General features: G+C 73.0%; 19 protein-coding genes. 10 read left to right on the forward strand and 9 right to left on the reverse strand.

Translation table 11 applies throughout. The annotated features are described in order from the left end of the window. Window positions 1-103 precede the first annotated feature (103 nt). Entirely contained in the window at window positions 104-1,654 is a 1,551-nt protein-coding gene (locus tag ACFY2K_RS38905) for an RICIN domain-containing protein (protein ID WP_380643879.1), read from the reverse strand. Between the two features lie 234 nt (window positions 1,655-1,888). Continuing rightward, the gene (locus tag ACFY2K_RS38910) at window positions 1,889-2,689 is read right to left on the reverse strand and encodes an SAM-dependent methyltransferase (RefSeq protein ID WP_387717363.1); all 801 of its coding nucleotides are present in this window, start codon (window positions 2,687-2,689) and stop codon (window positions 1,889-1,891) included. A 201-nt stretch (window positions 2,690-2,890) separates the two neighbouring features. On the opposite strand from ACFY2K_RS38910, the gene ACFY2K_RS38915 reads away from it, so the two are divergent. Next, the gene (locus ACFY2K_RS38915; protein WP_380593492.1) at window positions 2,891-3,826 is read left to right on the forward strand and encodes a RimK family alpha-L-glutamate ligase; all 936 of its coding nucleotides are present in this window, start codon (window positions 2,891-2,893) and stop codon (window positions 3,824-3,826) included. A gap of 29 nt (window positions 3,827-3,855) precedes the next feature. Here ACFY2K_RS38915 and ACFY2K_RS38920 read toward each other — a convergent pair whose 3' ends face one another. The 3 genes from ACFY2K_RS38920 to ACFY2K_RS38930 form a co-directional block, all read right to left on the reverse strand. After that, entirely contained in the window at window positions 3,856-4,371 is a 516-nt protein-coding gene (locus ACFY2K_RS38920) for a nuclear transport factor 2 family protein (protein WP_380593491.1), read from the reverse strand. A 4-nt stretch (window positions 4,372-4,375) separates the two neighbouring features. Continuing rightward, complete coding sequence (locus tag ACFY2K_RS38925; RefSeq protein WP_380643883.1) at window positions 4,376-5,782, reverse strand: FAD-dependent oxidoreductase; 1,407 nt, start codon at window positions 5,780-5,782, stop codon at window positions 4,376-4,378. A 162-nt stretch (window positions 5,783-5,944) separates the two neighbouring features. Continuing rightward, entirely contained in the window at window positions 5,945-7,567 is a 1,623-nt protein-coding gene (locus ACFY2K_RS38930) for a PucR family transcriptional regulator (RefSeq protein ID WP_387717366.1), read from the reverse strand. Between the two features lie 154 nt (window positions 7,568-7,721). On the opposite strand from ACFY2K_RS38930, the gene ACFY2K_RS38935 reads away from it, so the two are divergent. The 8 genes from ACFY2K_RS38935 (at window position 7,722) to ACFY2K_RS38970 (ending at window position 16,834) form a co-directional block, all read left to right on the forward strand. Further along, on the forward strand, window positions 7,722-8,786 hold the full coding sequence (locus tag ACFY2K_RS38935) for an ABC transporter ATP-binding protein (protein WP_380409523.1): 1,065 nt from the start codon (window positions 7,722-7,724) through the stop codon (window positions 8,784-8,786). Between the two features lie 40 nt (window positions 8,787-8,826). After that, entirely contained in the window at window positions 8,827-10,032 is a 1,206-nt protein-coding gene (locus ACFY2K_RS38940; RefSeq protein WP_387717368.1) for an ABC transporter substrate-binding protein, read from the forward strand. Further along, window positions 10,032-10,985 (forward strand): ABC transporter permease, encoded by a 954-nt coding sequence (locus tag ACFY2K_RS38945; protein WP_387717370.1) that lies wholly within the window; start codon window positions 10,032-10,034, stop codon window positions 10,983-10,985. The genes ACFY2K_RS38940 and ACFY2K_RS38945 overlap by 1 nt, the downstream gene beginning before the upstream one ends. A 23-nt stretch (window positions 10,986-11,008) precedes the next feature. Beyond that, complete coding sequence (locus ACFY2K_RS38950) at window positions 11,009-11,821, forward strand: ABC transporter permease (protein ID WP_380523723.1); 813 nt, start codon at window positions 11,009-11,011, stop codon at window positions 11,819-11,821. Between the two features lie 381 nt (window positions 11,822-12,202). Then, entirely contained in the window at window positions 12,203-14,113 is a 1,911-nt protein-coding gene (locus ACFY2K_RS38955; RefSeq protein ID WP_380523720.1) for a putative Ig domain-containing protein, read from the forward strand. A 135-nt stretch (window positions 14,114-14,248) separates the two neighbouring features. Further along, window positions 14,249-14,698 (forward strand): hypothetical protein, encoded by a 450-nt coding sequence (locus ACFY2K_RS38960; RefSeq protein ID WP_387717373.1) that lies wholly within the window; start codon window positions 14,249-14,251, stop codon window positions 14,696-14,698. A 138-nt stretch (window positions 14,699-14,836) separates the two neighbouring features. After that, window positions 14,837-15,994, forward strand: a complete 1,158-nt coding sequence (locus ACFY2K_RS38965) for a serine hydrolase domain-containing protein (RefSeq protein ID WP_387717375.1) — start codon at window positions 14,837-14,839, stop codon at window positions 15,992-15,994. A 54-nt stretch (window positions 15,995-16,048) separates the two neighbouring features. Next, complete coding sequence (locus ACFY2K_RS38970) at window positions 16,049-16,834, forward strand: MerR family transcriptional regulator (protein WP_387717377.1); 786 nt, start codon at window positions 16,049-16,051, stop codon at window positions 16,832-16,834. A gap of 104 nt (window positions 16,835-16,938) precedes the next feature. On the opposite strand, the gene ACFY2K_RS38975 is transcribed toward ACFY2K_RS38970, so the two are convergent. Together ACFY2K_RS38975 and ACFY2K_RS38980 are read right to left on the reverse strand one after the other, a co-directional pair. Continuing rightward, the gene (locus tag ACFY2K_RS38975) at window positions 16,939-18,591 is read right to left on the reverse strand and encodes an ABC-F family ATP-binding cassette domain-containing protein (protein WP_387717379.1); all 1,653 of its coding nucleotides are present in this window, start codon (window positions 18,589-18,591) and stop codon (window positions 16,939-16,941) included. Between the two features lie 258 nt (window positions 18,592-18,849). Then, window positions 18,850-19,926: an alpha/beta fold hydrolase gene (locus ACFY2K_RS38980; protein ID WP_380523710.1), complete on the reverse strand. Its 1,077-nt coding sequence runs from the start codon at window positions 19,924-19,926 to the stop codon at window positions 18,850-18,852. Window positions 19,927-20,112: 186 nt separating this feature from the next. Here ACFY2K_RS38980 and ACFY2K_RS38985 point away from each other — a divergent pair, with 186 nt between their 5' ends. Next, window positions 20,113-20,664, forward strand: a complete 552-nt coding sequence (locus tag ACFY2K_RS38985; protein ID WP_380523708.1) for a CGNR zinc finger domain-containing protein — start codon at window positions 20,113-20,115, stop codon at window positions 20,662-20,664. 116 nt (window positions 20,665-20,780) lie between these two features. Here the strand turns inward: ACFY2K_RS38985 and ACFY2K_RS38990 are convergent, their stop codons facing one another. Together ACFY2K_RS38990 and ACFY2K_RS38995 are read right to left on the reverse strand one after the other, a co-directional pair. Further along, on the reverse strand, window positions 20,781-21,212 hold the full coding sequence (locus ACFY2K_RS38990; RefSeq protein ID WP_387717381.1) for an organic hydroperoxide resistance protein: 432 nt from the start codon (window positions 21,210-21,212) through the stop codon (window positions 20,781-20,783). A gap of 252 nt (window positions 21,213-21,464) precedes the next feature. Further along, entirely contained in the window at window positions 21,465-21,875 is a 411-nt protein-coding gene (locus ACFY2K_RS38995; protein ID WP_387717383.1) for a DUF5662 family protein, read from the reverse strand. Window positions 21,876-21,974 lie beyond the last annotated feature (99 nt).

Genomic DNA, 21,974 nt, shown 5'->3' on the forward strand with positions numbered 1-21,974 from the left:
GGGCCCGCCGTCCTCAGCGCTGAGCGAGGACGACGGGCCCGGGGTCGTGCTGCCGGGGCCTTGGCCCGGCGCCTCGGGGCGTGGTCCAGGGCCCGGGAGCGGCTCAGGCGAGGGTGGCCCAGTCCTGGGTGTTGGCGTTGCCGGCCGCGTTGACGACCACGGCCGCTCCGGTGCTCACGGCGGCGCTGTCGAGCACGTAGCCGGTCGCCGGGTTGGTGATCGTCAGGGTGCCGCTGCCGTTCTGGGTGACCTGCCACTTCTGGTACTGGCTGGCGGAGTTGAAGGCCTGGAGGGTGACCTGGCCGCCGGCCGCGGCGGGCGCGGTGAGGGTCAGCGGGGTCGGGCAGCTGTCGTAGATCCGGGTGGTGCCGTCCGCGTTCGGGTCCAGCTTCCACTTCTCCGAGGCGTGGGTGGAGTCGTAGGTGTCGAGGTCGGCGACCACGTTGGTGGAGTTGGCGCACTGCCCGGCGTGCTCCAGGGCCAGGCCGCCCCCGTTGGTGAAGGCGTGGTACTGGTTGTCGCCCACCGGGTTGGGCCCGTAGTCGACGGTGTGGGCGGCCAGGTAGTTGAGCGCGCTGCCGGTGGTGGCGAGGTTGCCCAGCGGTCGGTCGTTCTTGAAGTAGTCGGCGAAGGTCGACGGGGCGTGCGAGGTCAGCAGGGCGACGGTGCCGTTCCAGCCGCCGTCGACGTTGTTCCACAGGTCGAGCAGCGAGCCGTCCACGTTGCCCTGGACCTGGTCGCCGGTGTTCCAGCCGGTGGTGTAGGTGAACGGGTAGCTGCTGCCGTCGGGCCAGACGTAGCGGTAGTCGCCGAGCAGGTAGGCGGCCGTGGAGTCGGCGAAGCCCTCGGTCCAGGCGCAGCTCGCCGAGCTGACCAGGTTGACGTAGTGCGGGCTGCAGTTGCTCACCGCGGGGAACACGCCGTTGTACAGGCGGTGCATCAGGAAGTGGCCGGACTCGTGCAGCACGGTGTGCTCGGAGTCCGGGTCGGCGGCGGCCAGGTGGACGGTGCCGGCCAGGTCGTAGTACGTCCCGTCGGCCGAGTTCGCCGTCCAGCGGACGGTGAGTTCGGTGCAGGCGTTGTTCGCCTCGTGCGAGGACCAGCAGGCGGTGGCGGGGTTGTTCCGGTGCTGGTAGAGCAGGTTGACGGTGTCGAAGGCGTGCCAGGCCCGGGCGGTGGCCGCCGGGGGTTTGACCGTGCCCAGCGAGGTGCTGGCGGCGATGTTGTTCTGGGTGGCGGAGTCCAGCGTGTACGGGGTGCCCGTGGTGTCGGCGACCTTCCAGTACTGGTTGCTCTCGGTGCGGAACCGCACCCACAGGCTGCTCATCGAGGTGGTGGCGGCCGGGGTGTAGCAGAGGTTGAAGCTGCCGTCGGCGGCGCTGGTCAGCTGGTAGTCGGCGGTCAGCTGGTGGGCGGTGTCGGTGACCTTCTCGGCTCCCCACAGCTGGGCGTCCGCGCTGCGCGCCGGTTTGGTCTGGGTGGGCTTGGCCGGGCCGGCTTCGGCCGACTGGTAGTCGTACTGGAGCGTACCGCTGAGACAGATCGGGCTCGCGGCCCGGGCCGGCGTCGCGGTGAGCGGAACGACGGCGGAGACGGCGAGGAGGACGGCGCCGAGGGCGGCGGAGCCGTGCGACAGCCGGATGCCGAAGGCCATGGAGGGCTTCCTCTCCTGGGGAACACGCCTGCGGAGGTGACACGGTTCGATGACGACCGAGTCCGCAGCCCAGGATCGGGGCCCGACACCTCAGGGGGTAAGAGCGCGCGGTTGCGCGCCGATGAGCCGGTAGTCGGATGGAATCACTCTGGTGGTGAACGCGACGGCGCCCGCTCCGGGCGCCGTCGGCGCGCCGGTGCGCTGCGGCCGGCAGGTCGGCCGTCTGTCCGGCCGTCAGTTCCTGCGGGCCAGGCCGCAGGAGATCAGCCGCTCCCACACCGTCAGGTCGCCGGTGTCACCGTCCCCGGGATCCGGGCGCCACGAGGAGCAGAACTCCAGCCCCGGTTCGAGCAGTTCGAGCCCGCCGAACAGGCCGAGCAGCTCCTCGTCGGTGCGCCAGCGGCCGCGGCCGAGACTGCCCTGGAGCTTCTGCTCCGCGAGCCGGGTCTCCTCGTTCGCGCCGGAGCGGAAGTGGGAGACGTACACCAGGCTGCCCGGGGCCACCCGGTCCGCCCACCAGCGCACCACGTCGGCGGGCCGCTCGTCGTCGTTGAGGTGGTGCAGGACGGCGCTGAACAGGACGCCCACCGGCCGGTCGAAGTCGATCAGGCGCCGCACCTCGGGGTGCTGGCGGATCGTCTCCGGCGCGCGCAGGTCCGCCTGAACCACGGCGGTGCGCTCGTCGGTGGCGAGCAGCGCGCGGCCGTGGGCCAGCACCATCGGGTCGTTGTCGACGTAGACGACGTGCGCGTCGGGGGCGTGCCGCTGGGCGACCTGGTGCACGTTGTCGGCGGTCGGCAGCCCGCTGCCCATGTCGATGAACTGCCGGATGCCGTCGTCGGCCATCGCGCCCACGGCCCGCACCAGGGCCCGGCGGTTGGCGAAGGCGATCGCCACCGAGCCCGGCAGGTCCCGCAGGAAGAAGTCGCCGATCTCGCGGTCGACGGGGAAGTTGTCCTTGCCGCCCAGCAGGTAGTCGTAGACCCGGGCGATGCTCGGCTTCGACCGGTCGATCCCGCTGCTCTCATCGGCCATGCTGGCAACCCCGTCCTCGGCGTCCGTCGTGGGCCCGATCGTAGGAGAACGTCCTGGTCCCGGGCGGTAACCGACGGTTGATGTCGCGGAATCGGGCAGGTCCTGCCTGCTCCTGCCTGGTCCTGCCAGAGCCTGTCCGGATCTGTCCGGGCGGGTGAGGCGGTCTTGTCCCGGGCGGGCATCGGCCGTCCAATGGCCGGTATGGCATCGAGCGAGCTCGTCCTGATGACCGATCACAGCTCGACCGAGGGCAGCCGCGACACCCTCGTCGCCGCGGTGCACGCCCTGACCGGCCGGGCCCCCGCCCTGCTGGACGCGCGACACTTCACCCCCGGCGGCAGCGGTCGGATCCGCACCGACGGCGAGGAACCGCGGCTGGAGGCGGACGGGGTGAGCGTGGGTGCCGACACCGTGCTGGTCTACGAGATCCCGCCACACCGGCGCCGGGACTTCGAGACGGTCCAGCACGGGCTGCGGGCGGCCGGCGTGCGCTCCCTCGGGACGAACGCGGCGGCCTGGCGGGCGGCGACCGAGAAGGACCGGACCGTCGCGTGCTTCACCCGTGACGGCATCGCCCACATGCCGACCGTGGCCTTCACCCGGCCCGACGCCGAGGAGGCCGCCGAGGCGTTCGAGCGGCTGGGCCGCGACGTCTGGGCCCGCCCGACGATCGGCATGGGCGGTACCGACGTCTTCCACGTTTCCACCCATGCCCAGCTCCGGGCCGCGGCCGAGTTCTACGCCCGTGCGGGCACCGGTTGGCTGATCGCCCGTGACGCCCGGAACTTCGGGCCCGACGGGCGGCGCCACCAGTACCGCGTGGTGGTGCTCGGCGGACGGGTCCTGCGGGTGGTCGAGCACGTCCAGCCGGACCCGGACGCACCGTGCAACGAGAGCCGGGGCGCCGTCTCCACTCGCCTGGAGCCGGGGGACCTGCCCGCCGGCCTGGCCGAACTCGCCGTCGCCGCGGCCGAGTCGCTCGGCCTGTCGTTCGCCGGGGTGGACCTCGCCGCGGAGAGCGGCGGCGTCGTCTTCGAGGTCAACGTCCACCCCGCGTTCGGCACCGACCGCGGCCTGGAGACCGTCGCCGTCCCCTACGTCGCCGCTCACCTGGCCGCCGGCGGAGTGTCCGGCTGAACCGTGCTCCGCTGCCCCCGGAGAAGTCCTCAGCCGGACGGGGTGGTCCCGGTGAACGGTGTGGCGGGCGCGGCGTGCGCGGTCGGCGCGGCGGCGGAGTCGGCGGCGGAGTCGGGGAGGACGCCGAGCTGTTGCAGGACGCCGGCCCGGTCGTAGGCGTCCACGGAGCGGGCGATCCGGCCGTCCTCGGCGAACTCGAGCAGGCTCATCAGGTAGAGCGAGAACCGCTTGCCGCGGCTGGACTCCGGGAGGCAGAGGAAAGGCTCCCGGACGGTGGCGCTGTAGTGCACGTGGGCCACCGCGTGGGACGGGCCGACCACCACGCCCTGGCTGACCGAACGGATGTCGGAGAAGAGCTCGCCGGCCCGGCTGAAGTACTCGTGCAGCTCCCGGTGGCCCCGGTAGGTGTGGTCGAACGCCTTGTCCTCGATCACGGCGTCCTCGGTGTAGTACTCCATCGCGTCGGCGGGGGCGGTGGGGGAGTCCCACATGGTCACCCAGCGTTCGACGAACGCCTTCCGCTCGCTCGGGTCGAAGTCCGGCACGGGTTCAGTCCTTTCCACGCGGGGGCGCGGTTCGAGGGGTGGGGCCCGGAGACCAGTGCCGGAGCACGGCGGCCATGACCCGTGGCGCCGCCAGTTCGGCCGGTGAGCCGGTCAGGCTGACGGCGTTCCACACGGCGGTGGCGACCCGGGCGTCCTCGGCCGCGGCGCGCATGGTGGCCTGGAAGGACCTCGCCAGCAGGCCGGCGACGGCGGGGTGGGTGCCGGGGACCTGGGGCATGGCCCGGTCGGCCATGGTGGAGAACAGCCACGGGAGCCGTACCGCCCGGGCGGCCTCCCGGTAGAAGCGCCGGGGCAGGCCGGCCGGACCGGCGGCGAGGCACCTGCGGAGCGCCCTGGCCTCCAGGGCGGCGACCGTCATGCCCGCGCCGTAGATCGGGTTGAGGCTGCACAGTGCGTCGCCGGTGGAGATCAGCCCGTCGGGGAGCCGGCGCAGCCGGTGGAAGTCCCGGCGCAGGGAGGCCGGGTAGGCGAAGGAGGAGACCCCGGTGATCGGCTCGGCGTTGCGGAGCGCGGTCGACGTCCCGGCGGGGAGCAGGTCCTCGGCGAAGTCGAGGAACCGCTCCGGCGAGAGGGGCGGGTGGTCGTCCTTGCCGAAGCCGTAGAGGGAGAGCACCCAGGCGTCGTGCTCCTGCTGGGTGAGGACGGCGCCGCGGGGGCGGGTGGTGGTCGCTCCGATCAGCACGCCCTTGGCTGCTCCCAGGGCGCCCGGGGCGACCCGGTAGCGGCGGCTGGCGTAGGCGACGTCGACGGCCAGGCGGGCCGTGGACGGCGCCCGGTACCCCAGGGACCTCAGCCAGGCCGCGCCCCGGCCCGCGCGGCCCATCGCGTCCACGACCAGGTCCGCGTGGACGGCCTCGGCGGAGTCGGGCTCGCCGGGGCGGGCCAGCCGGACCCCGCCGACCCGGGCCGGACCGGCGGTGATCGGGTCGGCGGTGATGGGGGCGGTGGCCTCCAGCCCCGACCGCAGGGTGACGCCGGGCAGCGCGCGGACCCGCTCGCGCAGCCGGTCCTCCAGGAAGGGCCGGCTCACCTGGAGCACCCGGCCGAGCGGCACCTGCCGTAGGCGCGACCCGAAGAAGACGATGTCGAGCTCGTCCAGGGCCCCGGCCAGGGTGCCGCCGTCGGCCGCCAACTCCTCGACTAATCCCGGGAAGAGCTCCGCCAGGACCTGCGCGCCGCCCGGCGTGAGCGAGTGGACGTGCGCCCCCTGCGGGACGCCGCGCCGGACGTCGGGGGGTTGCGGGTAGGTGTCCCGCTCGACGACGGTGACGTGCTCGAAGAACCCGGAGAGGGCCCGGGCGGCGCACAGGCCACTGATCCCCGCACCGAGCACGAGCGCGTGGCCCGCTCCGCCGCGACTGCCGCTGCGCCTGCTTCGCCGTGGACCCACGGTCGGCTCCGATCCCTCGCCGCCCGCCGACGGACGGGCGCCCCCACCCTGCCACCCGGCTCCCGGCCCGCACCACCGGGCAGTCACCCGTCCGGGTGATGGCGGCGGACCGGGCTCACCCGATCGGGTCCCCACCGCTGGCGGGGTGCCGGCGCGTTGGGGTCAGTCCTGCGGCTGCACGGCCGGTTGGCGCTCGGGGTAGGCGGCGAGCAGGGCCAGCCAGAGCTGGAAGCGGTCCTGCATGGAGGCCAGGGAGCGGCCGGTGAGCCGCTCGATCCGGTCCAGCCGGTAGCGGACGGTGTTGCGGTGGACGTACAGCCGGTCGGCGACCGCCTGCACCGAGCAGTCCGCCGCCAGGTAGGCGTGCAGGGTCGTGACCAGGTCGGCGCGGTTGGCCTCGTCGAAGCGGGTGAGCGGGCGCAGCACCTCGGCGGCGAGCTGCTTCAACGGCAGGTCGGGGCTGGACAGCAGCAGGCGGGGCAGGTTGAGCGGGTCGCCGCCGTGCACCCCGGGGCCTTTGGCGAGGGCGGCCTGGGCCTCGAACCAGCTCCAGCGCAGCCCGTCGACGCCCCGGTAGCAGCCGCCGACGCCGACCGCCGCGCGGGTGTCCAGGCCGGAGAGCGCGGTGCCGAGGCGCCGGGCCAGGTCGTCGACCGGCGCGGAGCGGGGGAGCACCGCCACCAGGTACCGGTTGACGACGGCGGTGAGCACCGGCTCGGCGGAGTCGGGGTGCTCCGCCGGCAGCCAGGGCAGCCGGGCGAGCCGCCGGTCCGCCTCCGGCCCGCCGCGTCCGTCCGCGGCCCGCCCGTCCGCCTGCGCCCCGGCCCCGGCCCCAGAGCCGGACCCGGACCCGGCCCCCTCCGGCGCCAGCCGGCCCAGCACCACCCGGTGGGCGGCCCGGGGGTCGAGCCCGAACGCGGCGAGCCGGCGCTCGGCGGTGGCCGGCGCGATCACGTCCCGCACGATGTCCTCGACGACCTGGCCGACCAGCTCCCGCCGCCCGGCCAGGTGGGCCTGACGGCGGGCCAGCTCCAGCCCGACCAGCCGGACGGCGTACGGGAGGACGTCCGCCGCCGGGCCCGCCGAGCGCAGGCAGAGGAAGGCCGCGACCGCGCCGTCGACCTGCACCGGCAGCCGCAGCGGCCCGGCGCCGCCGGGCACCTCCGGGCCCGTCCGCCCGGCGGCCAGGTGCTCCGGCCGCCCGGCCGCCCGCAGCTCCGCGAACAGCGCCTCCGACCGCTCCGGACTGGCGGCCAGCACCACCCCGTGCCGGTCCACCACGGCGACCTCCGAGCCGGTGGCCCGCCGCAGCACCCGCAGCAGCGCGGTCAGGCCCTCGCCGCCGAGCAGCGCCTGGACCAGCAGGTCGTGCTGGTCGACCAGCCGCCGCTGCGCGCTGTGGTCCTCGGCCGTGATCCGTTCGGCGACCAGCCGGTTCACCGCGATGAACGGCGTCTCGTACGGGACCTCCAGCACCGCCAGGCCCTGCCGTTCGGCCTCGGCGACGGTGGCCCGGGGCACGGCGGGGTGGCTCAGTCCGGTGCCGAAGCCGATCCCCGAGGCGCCGGCGGCCGCCACCCGTTGGACGAAGGCGGTCTGCGCGGCGGCGCCGCGCTGCCGCAGGCCGGTGGTGAGGAGCAGCTCGCCGCCCGTCAACCACTCCGTCGGGTCGGCGAGTTCGGTCACCGCGACCCAGCGCACGACCCGGTCGAGCCCGGCCGTGCCGGTGCACAGTCGCAGGCCGAGGCCCTCTTCCCGAAGCAGATCGCGCAGCGTCACCGGCATGCGCCGGACTGTAGCGCCGCACAACTCGCCGACGGAAGACCGTGCGGGCGTCCATAGCCGGGCGGGGTGATCCCTTCCTAGGGTTCCGTGCGAACCGACACGACAACCCGTCCGTACCGTCCGCTTGTCGTACCAGCCAGAAGGGCCACCGGAGTTGAGCAGCCACGACCGTCCACCCCGACCGGAACCGGCCCCCGGCGCGGTCCGGCTCGAAGGGCTGGCCAAGACCTTCGACGGCCAGGTCCGCGCGGTCGACGGCGTCGACCTGGACATCGGCGAGGGCGAGTTCTTCGCGATGCTCGGGCCCTCCGGCTCGGGGAAGACCACCGTGCTGCGCATGATCGCCGGCTTCGAGGCCCCGAGCTCCGGCCGGGTCCTGCTGGGCGGCGCCGACGTCACCGGCCTGCCGCCGTTCGACCGGGACGTCAACACGGTGTTCCAGGACTACGCGCTGTTCCCGCACATGACGATCGAGCAGAACGTCGGCTACGGCCTGATGGTCCGCCGGGTGCCGAAGCCCGCACGGGCCGAGCGGGTGCGTGCGGCGCTCGCCATGGTCCGGCTGGAGGGCTTCGAGCGCCGCCGCCCGGCCCAGCTCTCCGGCGGCCAGCGCCAACGCGTCGCGCTGGCCAGGGCGTTGGTGAACCGCCCGAAGGTGCTGCTGCTGGACGAGCCGCTCGGTGCGCTCGACCTGAAACTGCGGCACGAGATGCAGGCCGAGCTCAAGCGGATCCAGCGCGAGGTCGGGATCACCTTCGTGTTCGTCACCCACGACCAGGACGAGGCCCTGACGATGAGCGACCGCGTCGCGGTGTTCAACGCGGGCCGGATCGAGCAGGTCGGCCCGCCCGCCGAGGTGTACGAGCACCCGGCCACCGCCTTCGTGGCCGGCTTCGTCGGCACCTCCAACCTGCTGGACGGCCCGGCCGCCGAGCAGGTGGTGGGCGAGGCCGGGCTGTTCAGCGTCCGCCCGGAGAAGATCCGGATAGCGCACCCGGACGACCCGGCCGGGCCGGACGAGCTGTCCGCCACCGGGCGGGTCGCCGAGGTCGTCTACGCGGGCGGCCACACCCGCTTCCTGGTCGACCTGGAGGCCGGCGGGCGGCTGACCGCCGTCCGGCAGAACGTCGACGAGGGCTCCGCCGACGTCCTGCGCCACCGCGGCGCCGAGGTCGTCCTCGCCTGGCAGCGCCGGCACACCGTCCGGGTCGGCTCCTGACCCACCCCCACCCCCTCACCGAAGAACGGAACACCCCGCCATGCGCATCCCCCTGATCGCCCGCGCCGCGGCCGCCGCCACCGCCGCCGTCCTGCTCGCCGCAGGGTGCGGCAGCAGCAGCGGCGGCACGGGCGCCGCGAACGGCTCGCACGGGCTGAACCCGCCGAAGCTGCCGATGCTCCAGTCCCTGGGCGCCGGGGAGGGCCAGGTGAACCTGGTCGCCTGGGCCGGGTACGCCGAGGACGGCTCGGACGACAAGGGCGTCGACTGGGTCCACCCCTTCGAGCAGCAGACCGGCTGCAAGGTCAACGCGAAGATCGCCGGGACCTCCGACGAGATGGTCTCGCTGATGAAGACCGGCCAGTACGACGCCGTCTCGGCCTCCGGCGACGCGACCCTGCGGCTGATCGCCGCCGGTGACGTCGCCCCCGTCAACACCGCCCTGGTGCAGAACTACGCGGACGTCTTCGACGGCCTCAAGAACCAGCCCTGGAACTCGGTGAACGGCCAGATGTACGGCATCCCGCACGGCCGCGGCGCCAACCTGCTGATGTACCGCACCGACAAGGTCACCCCGGCCCCCGACTCCTGGAGCGTGGTCTTCGACGGCGCCGCGCCCTACGCCGGCCACGTCACCGCCTACGACTCCCCGATCTACATCGCCGACGCCGCGCTCTATCTGATGAAGACGAAGCCGGAACTCGGCATCACCAACCCGTACGCGCTGGACGCGACCCAGCTCAAGGCGGCCGTCGACCTGTTGAAGACCCAGCACAAGGCGATCGGCGAGTACTGGAGCGACTTCCAGAAGTCGGAGAACTCCTTCAAGACCGGGGACACCGTGGTCGGCACCAGCTGGCAGGTGATCGCCAACCTGGCCCAGGCGGACAAGGCGCCGGTCAAGGCCGTGCTGCCGAAGGAGGGCGCCACCGGCTGGTCCGACACCTGGATGGTGTCGGCCAAGGCCGCCCACCCCAACTGCGCCTACCAGTGGATGAACTGGATCGTCTCGCCGACCGCGAACGCCCAGGTCGCCCAGTGGTTCGGCGAGGCGCCGGCCAACTCCAAGGCCTGCGACCTGACCACCGACAAGGGCTTCTGCACCACCTTCCACGCCGCCGACGAGGCCTACTGGAAGGACGTGTACTACTGGACCACCCCGGTCAAGAGCTGCCTGGACGGCCGCACGGTGGCCTGCACCGACTACGCCGCCTGGACGTCCGCCTGGACCGAGATCAAGGGCTGATGACCGCGACCGGCACGACCGGACCGACCGGCCCGGCGACCGGCCCGACCGACACGGCCGCCGCACCCGCCCCGGCACCGCAGCCGCGGCGGGGCGGCGTGCGGCGGGCCGCCTCCGTACTGCACCGGCACGCCGGGCTGCGGCTGGCGCTGCTGCTGTCCGCCCCGATGGCCTGGCTGCTGCTCGCCTACCTGGGCTCGCTGGCCGTCCTGCTGCTGTCGGCCTTCTGGACGGTCGACGACTTCACCTACGACCTCGTCCGGGTCTGGAACACCGCCAACTTCCACACCGTCCTCACCGAGCCGGTCTACCGGACGATCGCCCTGCGCACCCTCGGCATCGCCGCCGCCGTCACCGTCATCGACGCCGTGGTGGCCTTCCCGATGGCCTTCTACATGGCCCGGATCGCCCGGCCGCGCACCCGCAAGCTGCTGGTGGTGGCCGTCCTGACGCCGCTGTGGGCCAGCTACCTGGTGAAGGCCTACGCCTGGCGGGCCATCCTCGGCCAGGGCGGCGTGCTGGACCGGCTCGGTGCCCCGTTCGGGCTGTCCAGCCCGGGGTACGGCACCACGGCGGTGATCCTGGTCCTCGCCTACCTGTGGCTGCCGTACATGATCCTGCCGGTCTACGCCGGACTGGACAACCTGCCCGGCAACCTGCTCGACGCCTCCGCCGACCTGGGCGCCTCCGCCTGGCGGACCTTCCGCTCGGTGGTCCTCCCGCTGGTCCTGCCCTCGGTGTTCGCCGGGTCGGTGTTCACCTTCTCGCTCAGCCTGGGCGACTACATCACCGTACGGATCGTCGGCGGCAAGACCCAGGTGCTGGGCACCGCGATCGCCGACAACGTGACGCTCAACCTGCCGCTGGCCGCCGCGCTGTCCTGCGTCCCGGTGGTGATGATCGTCGGCTACCTGCTCGCCGTGCGCCGCACCGGCGCCCTGGACTCGCTGTAGGACCCCTTCGGAGGCGTACCCCCGTGATCCTCTCCCGCCGCACCCGGATCGCGCTGCGCGCGGCCACCTTCCTCGGCCTCGCCGTCGTCTACCTGCCGCTGCTGCTGGTGCTGGTCAACTCGTTCAACCGGGACCGCTCCTTCGCCTGGCCGCCGACCGGGTTCACCACCGAGTGGTGGGTCCGGGCCTGGCAGTCCGAGGGCGCCCGCAGCGCCCTGGTCTCCTCGCTGCAGGCCGGGGCGGGGGCCACCCTGGTGGCGCTGGTCCTGGGCACCATGACGGCCTTCGCCGTCCAGCGGTACCGGTTCTTCGGCCGCCAGGCGGTGTCCTTCCTGGTGATCCTGCCGATCGCGCTGCCCGGCATCGTCACCGGCATCGCGCTCAACGCCGCGTTCCGCACGGTGCTGGGCCCGGCCGGCATCGGCTTCGGCCTGCTCACCGTGGTGATCGGGCACGCCACCTTCTGCGTGGTGGTGGTCTTCAACAACGTCCTCGCCCGGCTGCGCCGGCTGGCCCCCTCGGCCGAGGAGGCCTCGGCGGACCTCGGCGCCCACACCTTCCAGACCTTCCGGCACGTCACCTTCCCGGCGGTGCGGTCGGCCCTGCTCGCGGGCGGCCTGCTGGCCTTCGCGCTGTCCTTCGACGAGATCGTGGTGACCACCTTCACGGCCGGTCCGACCGTCCAGACCCTGCCGGTCTGGATCTACGCCAACCTGGCGCGCCCCAACCAGGCCCCGGTGGTGAACGTGGTGGCGGCGGTGCTGGTGCTGCTCTCCGTCGTCCCGGTGTACCTGGCCCAGCGGCTGTCGGCGGACAGCGCCGGCGGGCGGTTGTGACGGGTGTTGTGCGACAGCTGGTTCCGAAAAAGCTGCAATGTTGAAACGGTGACGTTTCACCGAATGTCGAAACAGTCTTCCGAGCGATATTCAGTGAATGTGAAGGGCGGCGAATTGACTTCCCATCACTCCCTTCACCTGCCCGGACGCCGTTCTTAATGTTTCCTTACCCGCAGCCGTTGACCACCGTTCATCAACTCTGCTTTCCTTCATCCCCAAGCAGCTGGCCCCACCGAGAGACCGTCAATTCCGGCTGTCCGGAAGATAGAACCGGATTCGGCGCTCGGTGGATTCCGCCTGCTGCTCCTTCCCCACAAAGGGATCGTTCGCGGCCCCCCGGCCGCAACGGGCGATCGGTAAGCAGAGAGGCACCCTCACCCCATGGGTCACTCCCCCAGAATGCGGCGCGCGAAGAACGCGGCGCTCACCGGCCTGGCGTCCATCGCGCTCGCCGCCGCCGGTCTCGCCGGCGCGGCCGGACCGGCCGCCGCCCAGGACATCTCCAGCTCCTCGGGCAGCGTCAACAACGAGTTCAACCCCTGGAGCCCCCAGAACGGCCACCCGTACCGCCACGGCGCGGTGATGGGCAAGCAGCAGCAGAAGAAGTACAAGGAGTGGATGGCCGCCCACAACCAGGCGGCGGCCACCGGCCAGGAGACGCTCTCCTACGGCGGCGGCGTCGACGGCATCGGCGTGCAGAGCGGCCACTCCAAGGTCTACCTGGTCTTCTACGGCACCCAGTGGGGCACCCAGAGCACCGACGCCAACGGCAACGCCAAGTTCTCCGGCGACTCGGCCGGCGCGGCCGGTGCCACCCAGCAGATGTTCAAGGGCATCGGCACCAACGGCGAGACCTGGTCGGCCGACCTGACCCAGTGGTGCGACGGCCCCAACGTCGCCTCCGGCGCGGTCAGCTGCCCGTCGAACGCCAACTTCATCCCGTACCAGAGCGGCGGCGTGCTCTCCGGCGTCTGGTACGACAACGCGGCCGCCTCGCCCGCCTCGGCCAGCGGCAACCAGCTGGCCCAGGAGGCCGTCAAGGCCGCCGGCCACTTCGGCAACACCACGGCCGCCGCCAACCGCGACGCGTACTACATCGTCCTGTCGCCGCACGGCACCAACCCGGACGACTACCAGAACCCCACCACCGGGTACTGCGCCTGGCACGACTGGAACGGTGACACCACCCTCAACGGCGGCGCGGCCAGCTCGCCCTACGGCGACATCGCCTTCTCCAACCAGCCGTACAACATCGACCAGGGCAGCAGCTGCGGCGTCGGCTTCGTCAACTCGCCCGGCACGCTGGACGGCTTCACGATGACCCTCGGCCACGAGTGGCACGAGATGATGTCCGACCAGAACCCGGCCGGCGGCTGGACCAACCACGTCTCCGGCAGCTCGTACAACGGCCAGGAGAACTCGGACGAGTGCGCCTGGATCCAGCCCGGCTCGACCGGTGGCGCCGCCAACGTCTCCTTCGGCTCCTACGGCACCTTCGCCGAGCAGGCCAGCTGGTCGAACGACACCAACTCCTGCGCCATCACCCACGCCATCCTGAACCACGGCGGCGGCACCACCAACACCGTCACGGTGACCAACCCGGGCAACCAGTCGGGCACCGTCGGCACCGCGGCCAGCCTGCAGATCGGCGCGAGCGACTCGGCCTCCGGCCAGACCCTGACCTACTCGGCCACCGGCCTGCCCGCCGGCCTGTCGATCAACTCCTCGACCGGCCTGATCTCCGGCACCCCGACCGCCGCCGGCACCGCCAACGTGACGGTCACCGCGACCGACACCACCGGCGCCGCGGGCAGCACCACGTTCAGCTGGACCGAGTCCGGCGGCTCCGGCGGCGGCAACGCCGTCACCAACGGCGGCTTCGAGACCGGCAGCCTGAGCGGCTGGACCGCCGCCGGTACCACCTCCGCCACCACGGGCGCGGCGCACAGCGGCAGCTACGGCGCGATGGTCGGCTCCACCAACCCGACCGGGGACTCCTCCGTCGCCCAGACCTTCACCGCCCCGACCGGCTCCAGCAAGCTGTCCTTCTGGTACAGCAACACCTGCGACGACACGGTCACCTACGACTGGGCCACCGCCACGTTGAAGGACAACACCACCGGCACCACCACCACGGTCCTCGCCAAGACCTGCACCACCACCGGCAGCTGGACCAACAAGACGGCCGCCGTCACCCCGGGCCACTCGTACACCCTCACCCTGAGCAACCACGACGACAACTACCCGGGTGACCCGACCTACACCTACTACGACGACGTGACCGTCTCCTGACGATCGCCTCGGCTCGACGCACCGGGGTGGGCCTCGCGCCCGCCCCGGTGCGGTACTTCCGCATTCGGGGGGATCCGATCCGGCGTCCCGCGCGTCGAACCACCACCGCTTCCACCCCGACCCGGAGGAACCCCCGTGAATCTCGGCAGACCCCTCACCCTCGCCCTCGGCTGCGCCGCCGCCCTGCTGGCCCTGACCGGCTGCGGCTCCACCGGCGCGCCCGCCCCGGCGTCCCCCACAGCCCTGGTCACGATCAAGCCGGCCGCCGTGACCGCCGACGAGAAGGCCAACCACACCACGGTGAAGGCGACCGTCGGGGCCACCGTCTCGGTCGAACTCCAGGGGACGTACTGGTCCGCCGCCACCAGCTCCGCCCCCGAGGTGCTCTCCCCGCTCGGCTCCCCGACCACCGCGCCGTCCCCCTCCTGCCGCCCCGGCGGCGGCTGCGGCACCGTCACCACCTCCTTCACCGCCCGCACGGCGGGCACGGCCCACCTGACCGCCTCCCGCACCGTCTGCGGCGAAGCCCTCAACTGCACGCCGAAACAGCGCAGTTACGACGTGACGATCGAGGTCACCGGCTGAGTCACCGGCTGAGTCCCCGGCGCGGTGCGCAGCGCCGCTGTGAGCCGGATCACGCTTGAGCCCGCCCCTGGGGCAGGGTGGAGATTCGTCGCAGCAGCCGGACAGCGGTCCGGGCACGACGAACACCGGGGAGCACCCATGGCCACCACCCACCCTGACCGATCCGCCGGCCCCGACCAGGGGCAGGACCGACCGGAACTGCTGCGGGCGATCGAGGAGCTGGCCGGCTCCGGCTTCCTCGGCGTGCAGCTGCGGGTGAGCGACGAACGGGGCAGCTGGGCCGGCAGCGCCGGAGCCCGCGAACGGGGCGGCGACGCCCCGGCGCTGACCGACGGGCACTTCCGGATCGGCAGCAGCACCAAGAGCTTCGTCGCCACCACCGTGCTGCTGCTGGTCGCCGAGGGCCGGATCGGCCTGGACACCCCCGCTGACCACTACCTGCCCGAATTCGGGCTGGACCACCGGATCACCGTACGGATGCTGCTCCAGCACACCAGCGGGGTGTTCAGCCACACCGGCGAGCTGCTGGCGGACGGCACGGTCGAGCCCGGCGTCCCCTGGCGGGGCAAGGAGTGGGTGGACCTGCGCTTCCACACCTACCGGCCCGAGGAACTGGTCCGGCTGGCGCTGTCCCGGGCGCCGAGGTTCGCGCCGGGGGAGGGGTGGAGCTACTCCAACACCAACTACGTGCTGGCCCGGCTGGTGATCGAACGGGCCACCGGCCGGACGTTCGCCGAGGAGCTGCGGCGGCTGGTGCTGGCCCCGCTGGGGCTGACCGGCACCGTGGCGCCGGGCAGCTCGCCCGAGCTCCCCGAGCCGCACCACCACGGCTACTACCGCTACCGGGACGGCGGGCAGGAGCGCACGGTCGACGTCACCCGGCACGACCCCAGCTGGGTCGCGGCCGGCGGCGACATGATCTCGACCACCCAGGACCTGCACACCTACTTCGCCGCGCTGATGGGCGGCCGACTGCTGCCCGCCGGGCTGCTGGCCGAGATGCGCACCCCGGAGGAGCGGGCCGGCTACGGCCTCGGCCTGTTCGCCCAGGACCTCGGCCCGGCCGGCGGCACGATCTACCACCACAACGGCGCCACCATCGGCTCGGCGGCGCTGATGTACGGCTCCGCCGACGGGAGCCGGGTCCTGACGGCCGGTCTGAACTTCGTGGACGACCCGGAGATGTCCGTCGCCGCGGGCTTCCAGCGGGCCCAACAGCTGCTGGTGGGCGCGGTGTTCGGCGGCGAGCAGGCCGGGCCGGCCGGGCCGGCCGGGCCGGCCGGGTCGGCGGGCTGACCGGCCGACCGTCGGCCGCCGGGCCCGGGCCCGATCGCACGGGAGACTTGGCGCATGATGAGCGGAGTCACGATCGGTCAGGCGGCGTCCTTCCTCGGCGTCTCGGTGAAGACGGTGCGGCACTACCACGAGCACGGGCTGGTGGCGGAGCCGCCGCGGGACGGCTCCGGCTACCGGCGGTACGGCTCGGACCACCTGCTGCGCCTGGTGCAGGTGCGCACGCTGGCCACCGCCGGGGTCCCGCTGGCCGAGATCGGGCCGCTGCTCGACGCCGGGGCCGAGGAGTTCACCGCCGCCCTGGCCGACGTCCGACGACGGCTGGCCGAGCGGATCGCCGAACTGGAGCAGCGCCGCGCCACGCTGCACCGGCTGGCCGAGGGCGACCGGGCCCTGCTGCCCGACCGCGCCTGCGCCGTCCTGGACCGGATGGCCGGACTCGGCTTCGGCCCGGACTACGTGGCCGGGCAGCGCGAGGCGCTGGTGCTCGCCCGGGTGCTGGTGCCCGGCGGCTTCGAGGCCTTCCTCGCCCAGCTCGAACGACAGCTGGACGACCCCGGTTTCGTCGACCTGGCCCAGCGGGCCTGGGAGGCCGAGGGCTGGGAGCCGGACGATCCGAGGATCGAGGAACTCGCCGACGCCATGGCCGAGCGCTACCTCGCCAACCCCGCGCTGCTGGCCGATCCGGCCGGTCTGGAGGCCTGGAGCAGGGCCGCCACCCAGTACCGGCTGATCGACCGCCACCGCGAGGACCAGACCCCGAGCGCGGCCCGGCTGACCGCCCTCACCGAGGCCAGGCTCCGCTCGGCAGGGGCGCCGGCGCCCCGGGTGCCCCGGCGGTGAACCGCGTTGGGGCCGCCTCGGGGGTGCGCGACGCCCGGAGGGCAACGGCCCGGCGGCCGGCGGGGCTCGGCGCGGCCCCGCCGGCCGCCGCGGGGGAGCGGGCCTCAGGCGGTCGGGGCGCCGGTCTCGGTCAGCGTGCCGTCCGCCAGCCGCAGCCAGCGGTCGACGCCGATGCCGGCCAGGAAGCGTTCGTCGTGGCTCACGACCAGGAACGCCCCCTGGTAGGAGTTGAGGGCGCCCTCCAACTGCCCGACGCTGACCAGGTCGAGGTTGTTGGTCGGCTCGTCGAGCAGCAGCAGCTGCGGTGCGGGCTCGGCGCACAGCACGCAGGCCAGGGTGGCGCGCAGCCGCTCGCCGCCGGACAGTGCCCGCACCGGCAGGTGGGCGCGGGCGCCGCGGAACAGGAAGCGGGCGAGGATGTTCATCCGCTCGGCCTCGGGGCGCTCCGGCGCCGCGGCGGCGAAGTTCTCCGCCACGGTGCGGTCCTGGTCCAGCAGGTCCAGCCGCTGGGAGAGGTAGGCGACCCGGCCGTCGGCGCGCTTGACCTGGCCCTCGTCCGGGGCGAGGTCCCCGACGAGCAGGCGCAGCATGGTCGTCTTCCCCGCGCCGTTGGCGCCGAAGAGGGCGATCCGCTCCGGGCCGCGGACGGTCAGGTCGATCCCGCCGTCCGCGAACAGCGGGCTGCCGTCGCGCCAGACCTGGAGTTGCTCGCCGATGAAGAGGTCGCGCCCGCTGGGCACCCTGGTCCCGGAGAGGTCGAGGGTGAGCCGCTGCTCCTCGCGCACGGCGCGCCCGGCCTCGTCCAGCCGGGCCTTGGCCTCGTCGACCCGGGCGGAGTGCACCTGGCCGGAGCGCCCGGCCGACTCCTGGGCGCCGCGCTTCATGTTCCCGGCGAAGATCCGGGGCAGCCCGGCGTTCTTGAGGTTGCGCGCGGCGTTGCCGGCCCGGCGTTCGGCGCGCTCCCGGGCCTGCTGCATCTCGCGCTTCTCGCGCTTGAGGTCCTGCTCGGCGTTGCGGACGTTCTTCTCGGCGACCTCCCGCTCGGCCTGGACCGCCTCCTCGTACGCGGTGAAGTCGCCTCCGTAGAGGCGCAGTTCGTGCGAGTCGAGTTCGGCGATGCGGTGCATCCGGTCGAGCAGGGCGCGGTCGTGGCTGACCAGCAGCAGGCAGCCGTTGAAGTCCTCCAGCGCGTCGTACAGGCGGTGCCGGGCGCCGAGGTCGAGGTTGTTGGTGGGCTCGTCGAGCAGCAGGACGTCCGGTCGCTTCAACAGCTGGGCGGCGAGTCCGAGTCGGACGACCTGGCCGCCGCTGAGGGTGCCCAGTCGGCGGTCCAGCGGCAGCGCGCCGAGGCCGAGGCGTTCGAGCTGGGCGAGGGAGCGCTCCTCGATGTCCCAGTCGTCGCCGATGGTGGTGAAGTGCTCCTCGGCGACGTCCCCGGACTCCACCGCGTCGATGGCCCGGATCACCCCGGCCACGCCGAGCACTTCGGCGACCGTGAGGCCGGCCGTGAGCGGGAGGTCCTGCGGGAGGTAGGCGGCCGTGCCGTTGATCGTCACCGACCCGGTGGAGGGGCGCAGTTGACCGGCGATCAGCTTGAGCAGGGTGCTCTTGCCCGAGCCGTTGGGCGCGACCAGGCCGGTGCGGCCGGTGCCGACGGAGAAGGAGAGGTCGTGGAACACGGGGGTGTCGTCCGGCCAGGAGAAGGACAGCTGGGAGCCGACGACGGACGCGGAGGACGCAGAGGACGCAGAAGACATGGAGGACTACCTGGAAGTGAGCGGGCGGAGACGAGTCCGGCCCGGATGAGACAGGGGGACTGGGTACGACGATTCCGACCGCTGCACTGGGCGCCCTGCGCCCGCAACGGTCAAGAAGCCCGGGACTCACCCGGAGATGTCGTCGTCACCCGCCATGTCTGCTGCACTCCTCGTAGGGGGGGTAGGTCGTTCGCCAGCGTAGCAGTCCGCTTCGCCCCGCGCCGTTCGTTTTTCCGGCGCGAGGCGCGGGACTCGGCGTCAGAGCCGGTCGGCGTCGACGACGGCCTGGGCGAAGGCCGTCGGCGCCTCCTGGGGGAGGTTGTGGCCGATGCCGGGCAGCGTCCGGTGCTCGTACGGGCCGGTGAACATGGACCGGTACGAGGAGCCGTCGCCGGGGGCGGGGGTGAACGGGTCCAGCGCGGGGTCGAGGGTGACGGTCGGCACCTGGATGGTCGGCTTGCGGGCCAGCAGGTGCTCGTCGTGGTCGTAGCGGCGCTCGCCGTCGGCCAGGCTCAGCCGCCAGCGGTAGTTGTGGACCACGATCGCGGCGTAGTCGGGGTTCTCGAAGGCGGCCGCGGTGCGCTCGAAGGTGGCGTCGTCGAAGTTCCAGGTGGGGGAGGCGGTCCGCCAGACCTCCCGGGCGAGGTCGTGCCGCAGCTTCGGGTCCTGCATGGCGCGTTCGCCGCGGTCGGTGGCGAAGTAGTACTGGTACCAGAAGGCGTGCTCGGTGACCGGTGCGATCGGGTTCCGCTGGGCGTCGCGGTTGGTGATGAGGTAACCGGTCACCGACACCAGGGCCTTGACCCGCTCGGGCCACAGGGCCGCCAGGATGTCGGCGGTCCGTGCGCCCCAGTCGAAGCCCGCGACCACGGCGCGGTCGATCCGGAGCGCGTCCAGCAGCGCGATGATGTCCCGGGCGATGGCCGACTGCTGGCCGTTGCGGACGGTGCGCGCGGAGCGGAAGCGGGTGCTGCCGTGGCCGCGCAGGTAGGGGACGATCACGCGGTAGCCGAGGTCGGCGAGCAGCGGGGCGACGTCCAGGTAGCTGTGGATGTCGTAGGGCCAGCCGTGCAGGCAGAGCACCACCGGCCCGTCGGCGGGCCCGAGTTCGGCGTAGCCGACGTCGAGCACGCCGGCGGTGGCCTGGCGCAGCACCGGGAAGGTGGTGTGGGTGCCGGGGGCGATCGTCGGCACCACCGGGGCCGGGCCGGAGCGGCCGCGGGTGGGTGCGGGGGCGGGGGCGGCGCCGGCCGTGCCCGGCAGGCCGGCCAGCGCGAGGGCGGCCGCGCCGGCGCCGAGTCCGACGGTCCTGTGGAAGCTGCGCCTGTCGATCATGAGTTGCCCTCCGGAAGCTGCGGGGCCGGTACGGGAACCGGACCCGGGCGGAACGTTACTGGTCTGGACAGTGATGGAGCGGGCGACGCGGCGCATCGCCGTCGGGAAGTCCCCCGGAGACCCGGGAAGGCTCAGGGGAGTGCTCCGGGCATTGCGTTCGGGGCGGTGACTGGTCAGTATGGTGACGTGATGCACGCCTTCCCCTGCGGGACCCTGCCCCTCGACTTCGTCGGCACGCTGCGCGCCCGGCGCAACGCCGCGCCGCTGGAGAAGCTGGCCGCCCCCGAGCAACTCGACGCCTGGTTCGTGGAGTCCGGGATGTTCGACGGCGGCGCCGGTGCCGACGAGACCGACCTCGACATCGCGGTCGACCTGCGCGAGTCGATCTACGCCCTGGTGGCCGCCCGGCTGGACGGGCAGCCGATGCCGGCCCGGGCGATCGCCGAGCTGAACCGGCACGCGGCCGGACTGCCGGTGACGCTGCGCCTGCACGCCACCGGGGCGACCAGGAGCGGATCCGTCTCCCAGGGCCTCGCGGCCCTGGCCCGGGAGGCCGTCGAGATCCTCGGCGGCGACGACGCCGCACTGCTGCGGGAGTGTGCCCGGCCGGAGTGCACCCAGGTCTACCTGGACCGCTCCCGCGGCCACCGGCGTGAGTGGTGTGCCATGCGGACCTGCGGCAACCGGGTCAAGGCCGCGTCCTACCGGGCCCGCCAGCACGGCGGTGCCGACGACTGACGCCCCGCCGCAGGGTTGGTCCTCCGCCCCCGCCCCGGCCGCTGCTGCGGCCACCGGGCGGGGGTTCGGCGTTTGCGCGTCCGGTCGGGGCCCGGACGCGACCCGTGCCGGTGGCGTCAGCCGGTCACCGCGGTCGCCTGCACGGTCACCGGGATGTTGCCCCGGGTCGCCTTGGAGTACGGGCAGATCCGGTGTGCCGCGTGGGCCAGCTCGGTGGCCGTCTCCTGGTCCACGCCGCCGAGTTCGAGGGTGAGGACGGCGCTCAGGCCGAACTCCCCGTCGTCCCCGTGGGTCAGCGTGGTCCCGACCGCGATGGAGGTGCTGGTCAGCCGGACCTTGCGGTCGGCGGCGGCGCGCCGGACGGCGCCCAGGAAGCAGGCGCCCCAGCCGGCGGCGAACAGCTGCTCGGGGTTGGTGGCGCCGCCGGCGCCGCCCAGCTCCTTCGGGACGGCGAGCGAGATGGTGAGGCTGCCGTCGCTGGAGGCGACGTGCCCGCCGTTGCGGCCCTCGCCCGTCACGATGACCGTTCCGGTGTAGCTGACTGCCATGACTGTGCCTCCTGGTGAGTGTCCGTCCGGTGCGCCTGCTCTCTGCGTCACCGGTTCAACTGGTGACGAGTATTGAGCGAGGCCGTCGCGGCAGTCAAGGCGCTGGTGCTCAACTGCCCTGGTTTGTCACGGATAATCCGGATCATTCACAGTCATTCGGCTCGATGTCGTAACTTCCTTGACCGGTTATGGATGGATCGGGTTCTGCGGTCAGCCACCCGAAGTGGCCGGCCGTGTTCGTCAGGACGTCCATCAGCTGCGGTGCGATGCCGAACCGTTCGCGGTTGATCGCCAGGCTCTCCACGAGGTCGCCGTGCGGGATGGTTCGGTGGCCGCCTTCCAGTCCGCCAGCATTTCGAGCAGGTCGACCAGGGTCATGCCGTTGATCCCGTCGGCGAAGTGCTCCGGGTGGTGGCGGTTGTGCGCGTAGTGGTGCCGCAGCCCCTCGCCCATCGTGTCGACCAGGGCCCGGTACTCCTCGCTGCCGTAGGCCGCGGCGCGCAGTCGCGGCACCACCGCGTCGTAGACCGGCCGTTCCGGTTCGCGGGTCTTGCTCAGGTCGTGCCGGACGGAGCGGTCGAGCAGCTCCTTGATCAGCTCGCCCATCAGCTCGGCGACCCGCAGGCTGTGCCGGAGGGTGTCCGGCGTGGAGTCGTACGACATGGTGATGTGCCCCTTCGTGTAGGCCCCTCGGACTGCTGTTCCCCCGGAGTTCAACCGCGCGCTCCTGACGCCACCCCGTCAACCCCCTACCTTCCCTGG

The sequence above is a fragment of the Kitasatospora sp. NPDC001309 genome, from assembly GCF_042896295.1.
Taxonomy (GTDB): domain Bacteria; phylum Actinomycetota; class Actinomycetes; order Streptomycetales; family Streptomycetaceae; genus Kitasatospora.

What these genes read in the sequence shown, in the direction of transcription:
- ACFY2K_RS38905 (WP_380643879.1), bottom strand. Translation starts at nt 1,654, where the DNA reads ATGGCCTTCGGCATCCGGCTGTCGCACGGCTCCGCCGCCCTCGGCGCC.
- ACFY2K_RS38910 (WP_387717363.1), bottom strand. Translation starts at nt 2,689, where the DNA reads ATGGCCGATGAGAGCAGCGGGATCGACCGGTCGAAGCCGAGCATCGCC.
- ACFY2K_RS38915 (WP_380593492.1), top strand. Translation starts at nt 2,891, where the DNA reads ATGGCATCGAGCGAGCTCGTCCTGATGACCGATCACAGCTCGACCGAG.
- ACFY2K_RS38930 (WP_387717366.1), bottom strand. Translation starts at nt 7,567, where the DNA reads ATGCCGGTGACGCTGCGCGATCTGCTTCGGGAAGAGGGCCTCGGCCTG.
- ACFY2K_RS38940 (WP_387717368.1), top strand. Translation starts at nt 8,827, where the DNA reads ATGCGCATCCCCCTGATCGCCCGCGCCGCGGCCGCCGCCACCGCCGCC.
- ACFY2K_RS38945 (WP_387717370.1), top strand. Translation starts at nt 10,032, where the DNA reads ATGACCGCGACCGGCACGACCGGACCGACCGGCCCGGCGACCGGCCCG.
- ACFY2K_RS38955 (WP_380523720.1), top strand. Translation starts at nt 12,203, where the DNA reads ATGGGTCACTCCCCCAGAATGCGGCGCGCGAAGAACGCGGCGCTCACC.
- ACFY2K_RS38965 (WP_387717375.1), top strand. Translation starts at nt 14,837, where the DNA reads ATGGCCACCACCCACCCTGACCGATCCGCCGGCCCCGACCAGGGGCAG.
- ACFY2K_RS38970 (WP_387717377.1), top strand. Translation starts at nt 16,049, where the DNA reads ATGATGAGCGGAGTCACGATCGGTCAGGCGGCGTCCTTCCTCGGCGTC.
- ACFY2K_RS38975 (WP_387717379.1), bottom strand. Translation starts at nt 18,591, where the DNA reads ATGTCTTCTGCGTCCTCTGCGTCCTCCGCGTCCGTCGTCGGCTCCCAG.
- ACFY2K_RS38980 (WP_380523710.1), bottom strand. Translation starts at nt 19,926, where the DNA reads ATGATCGACAGGCGCAGCTTCCACAGGACCGTCGGACTCGGCGCCGGC.
- ACFY2K_RS38990 (WP_387717381.1), bottom strand. Translation starts at nt 21,212, where the DNA reads ATGGCAGTCAGCTACACCGGAACGGTCATCGTGACGGGCGAGGGCCGC.
- ACFY2K_RS38995 (WP_387717383.1), bottom strand. Translation starts at nt 21,875, where the DNA reads ATGTCGTACGACTCCACGCCGGACACCCTCCGGCACAGCCTGCGGGTC.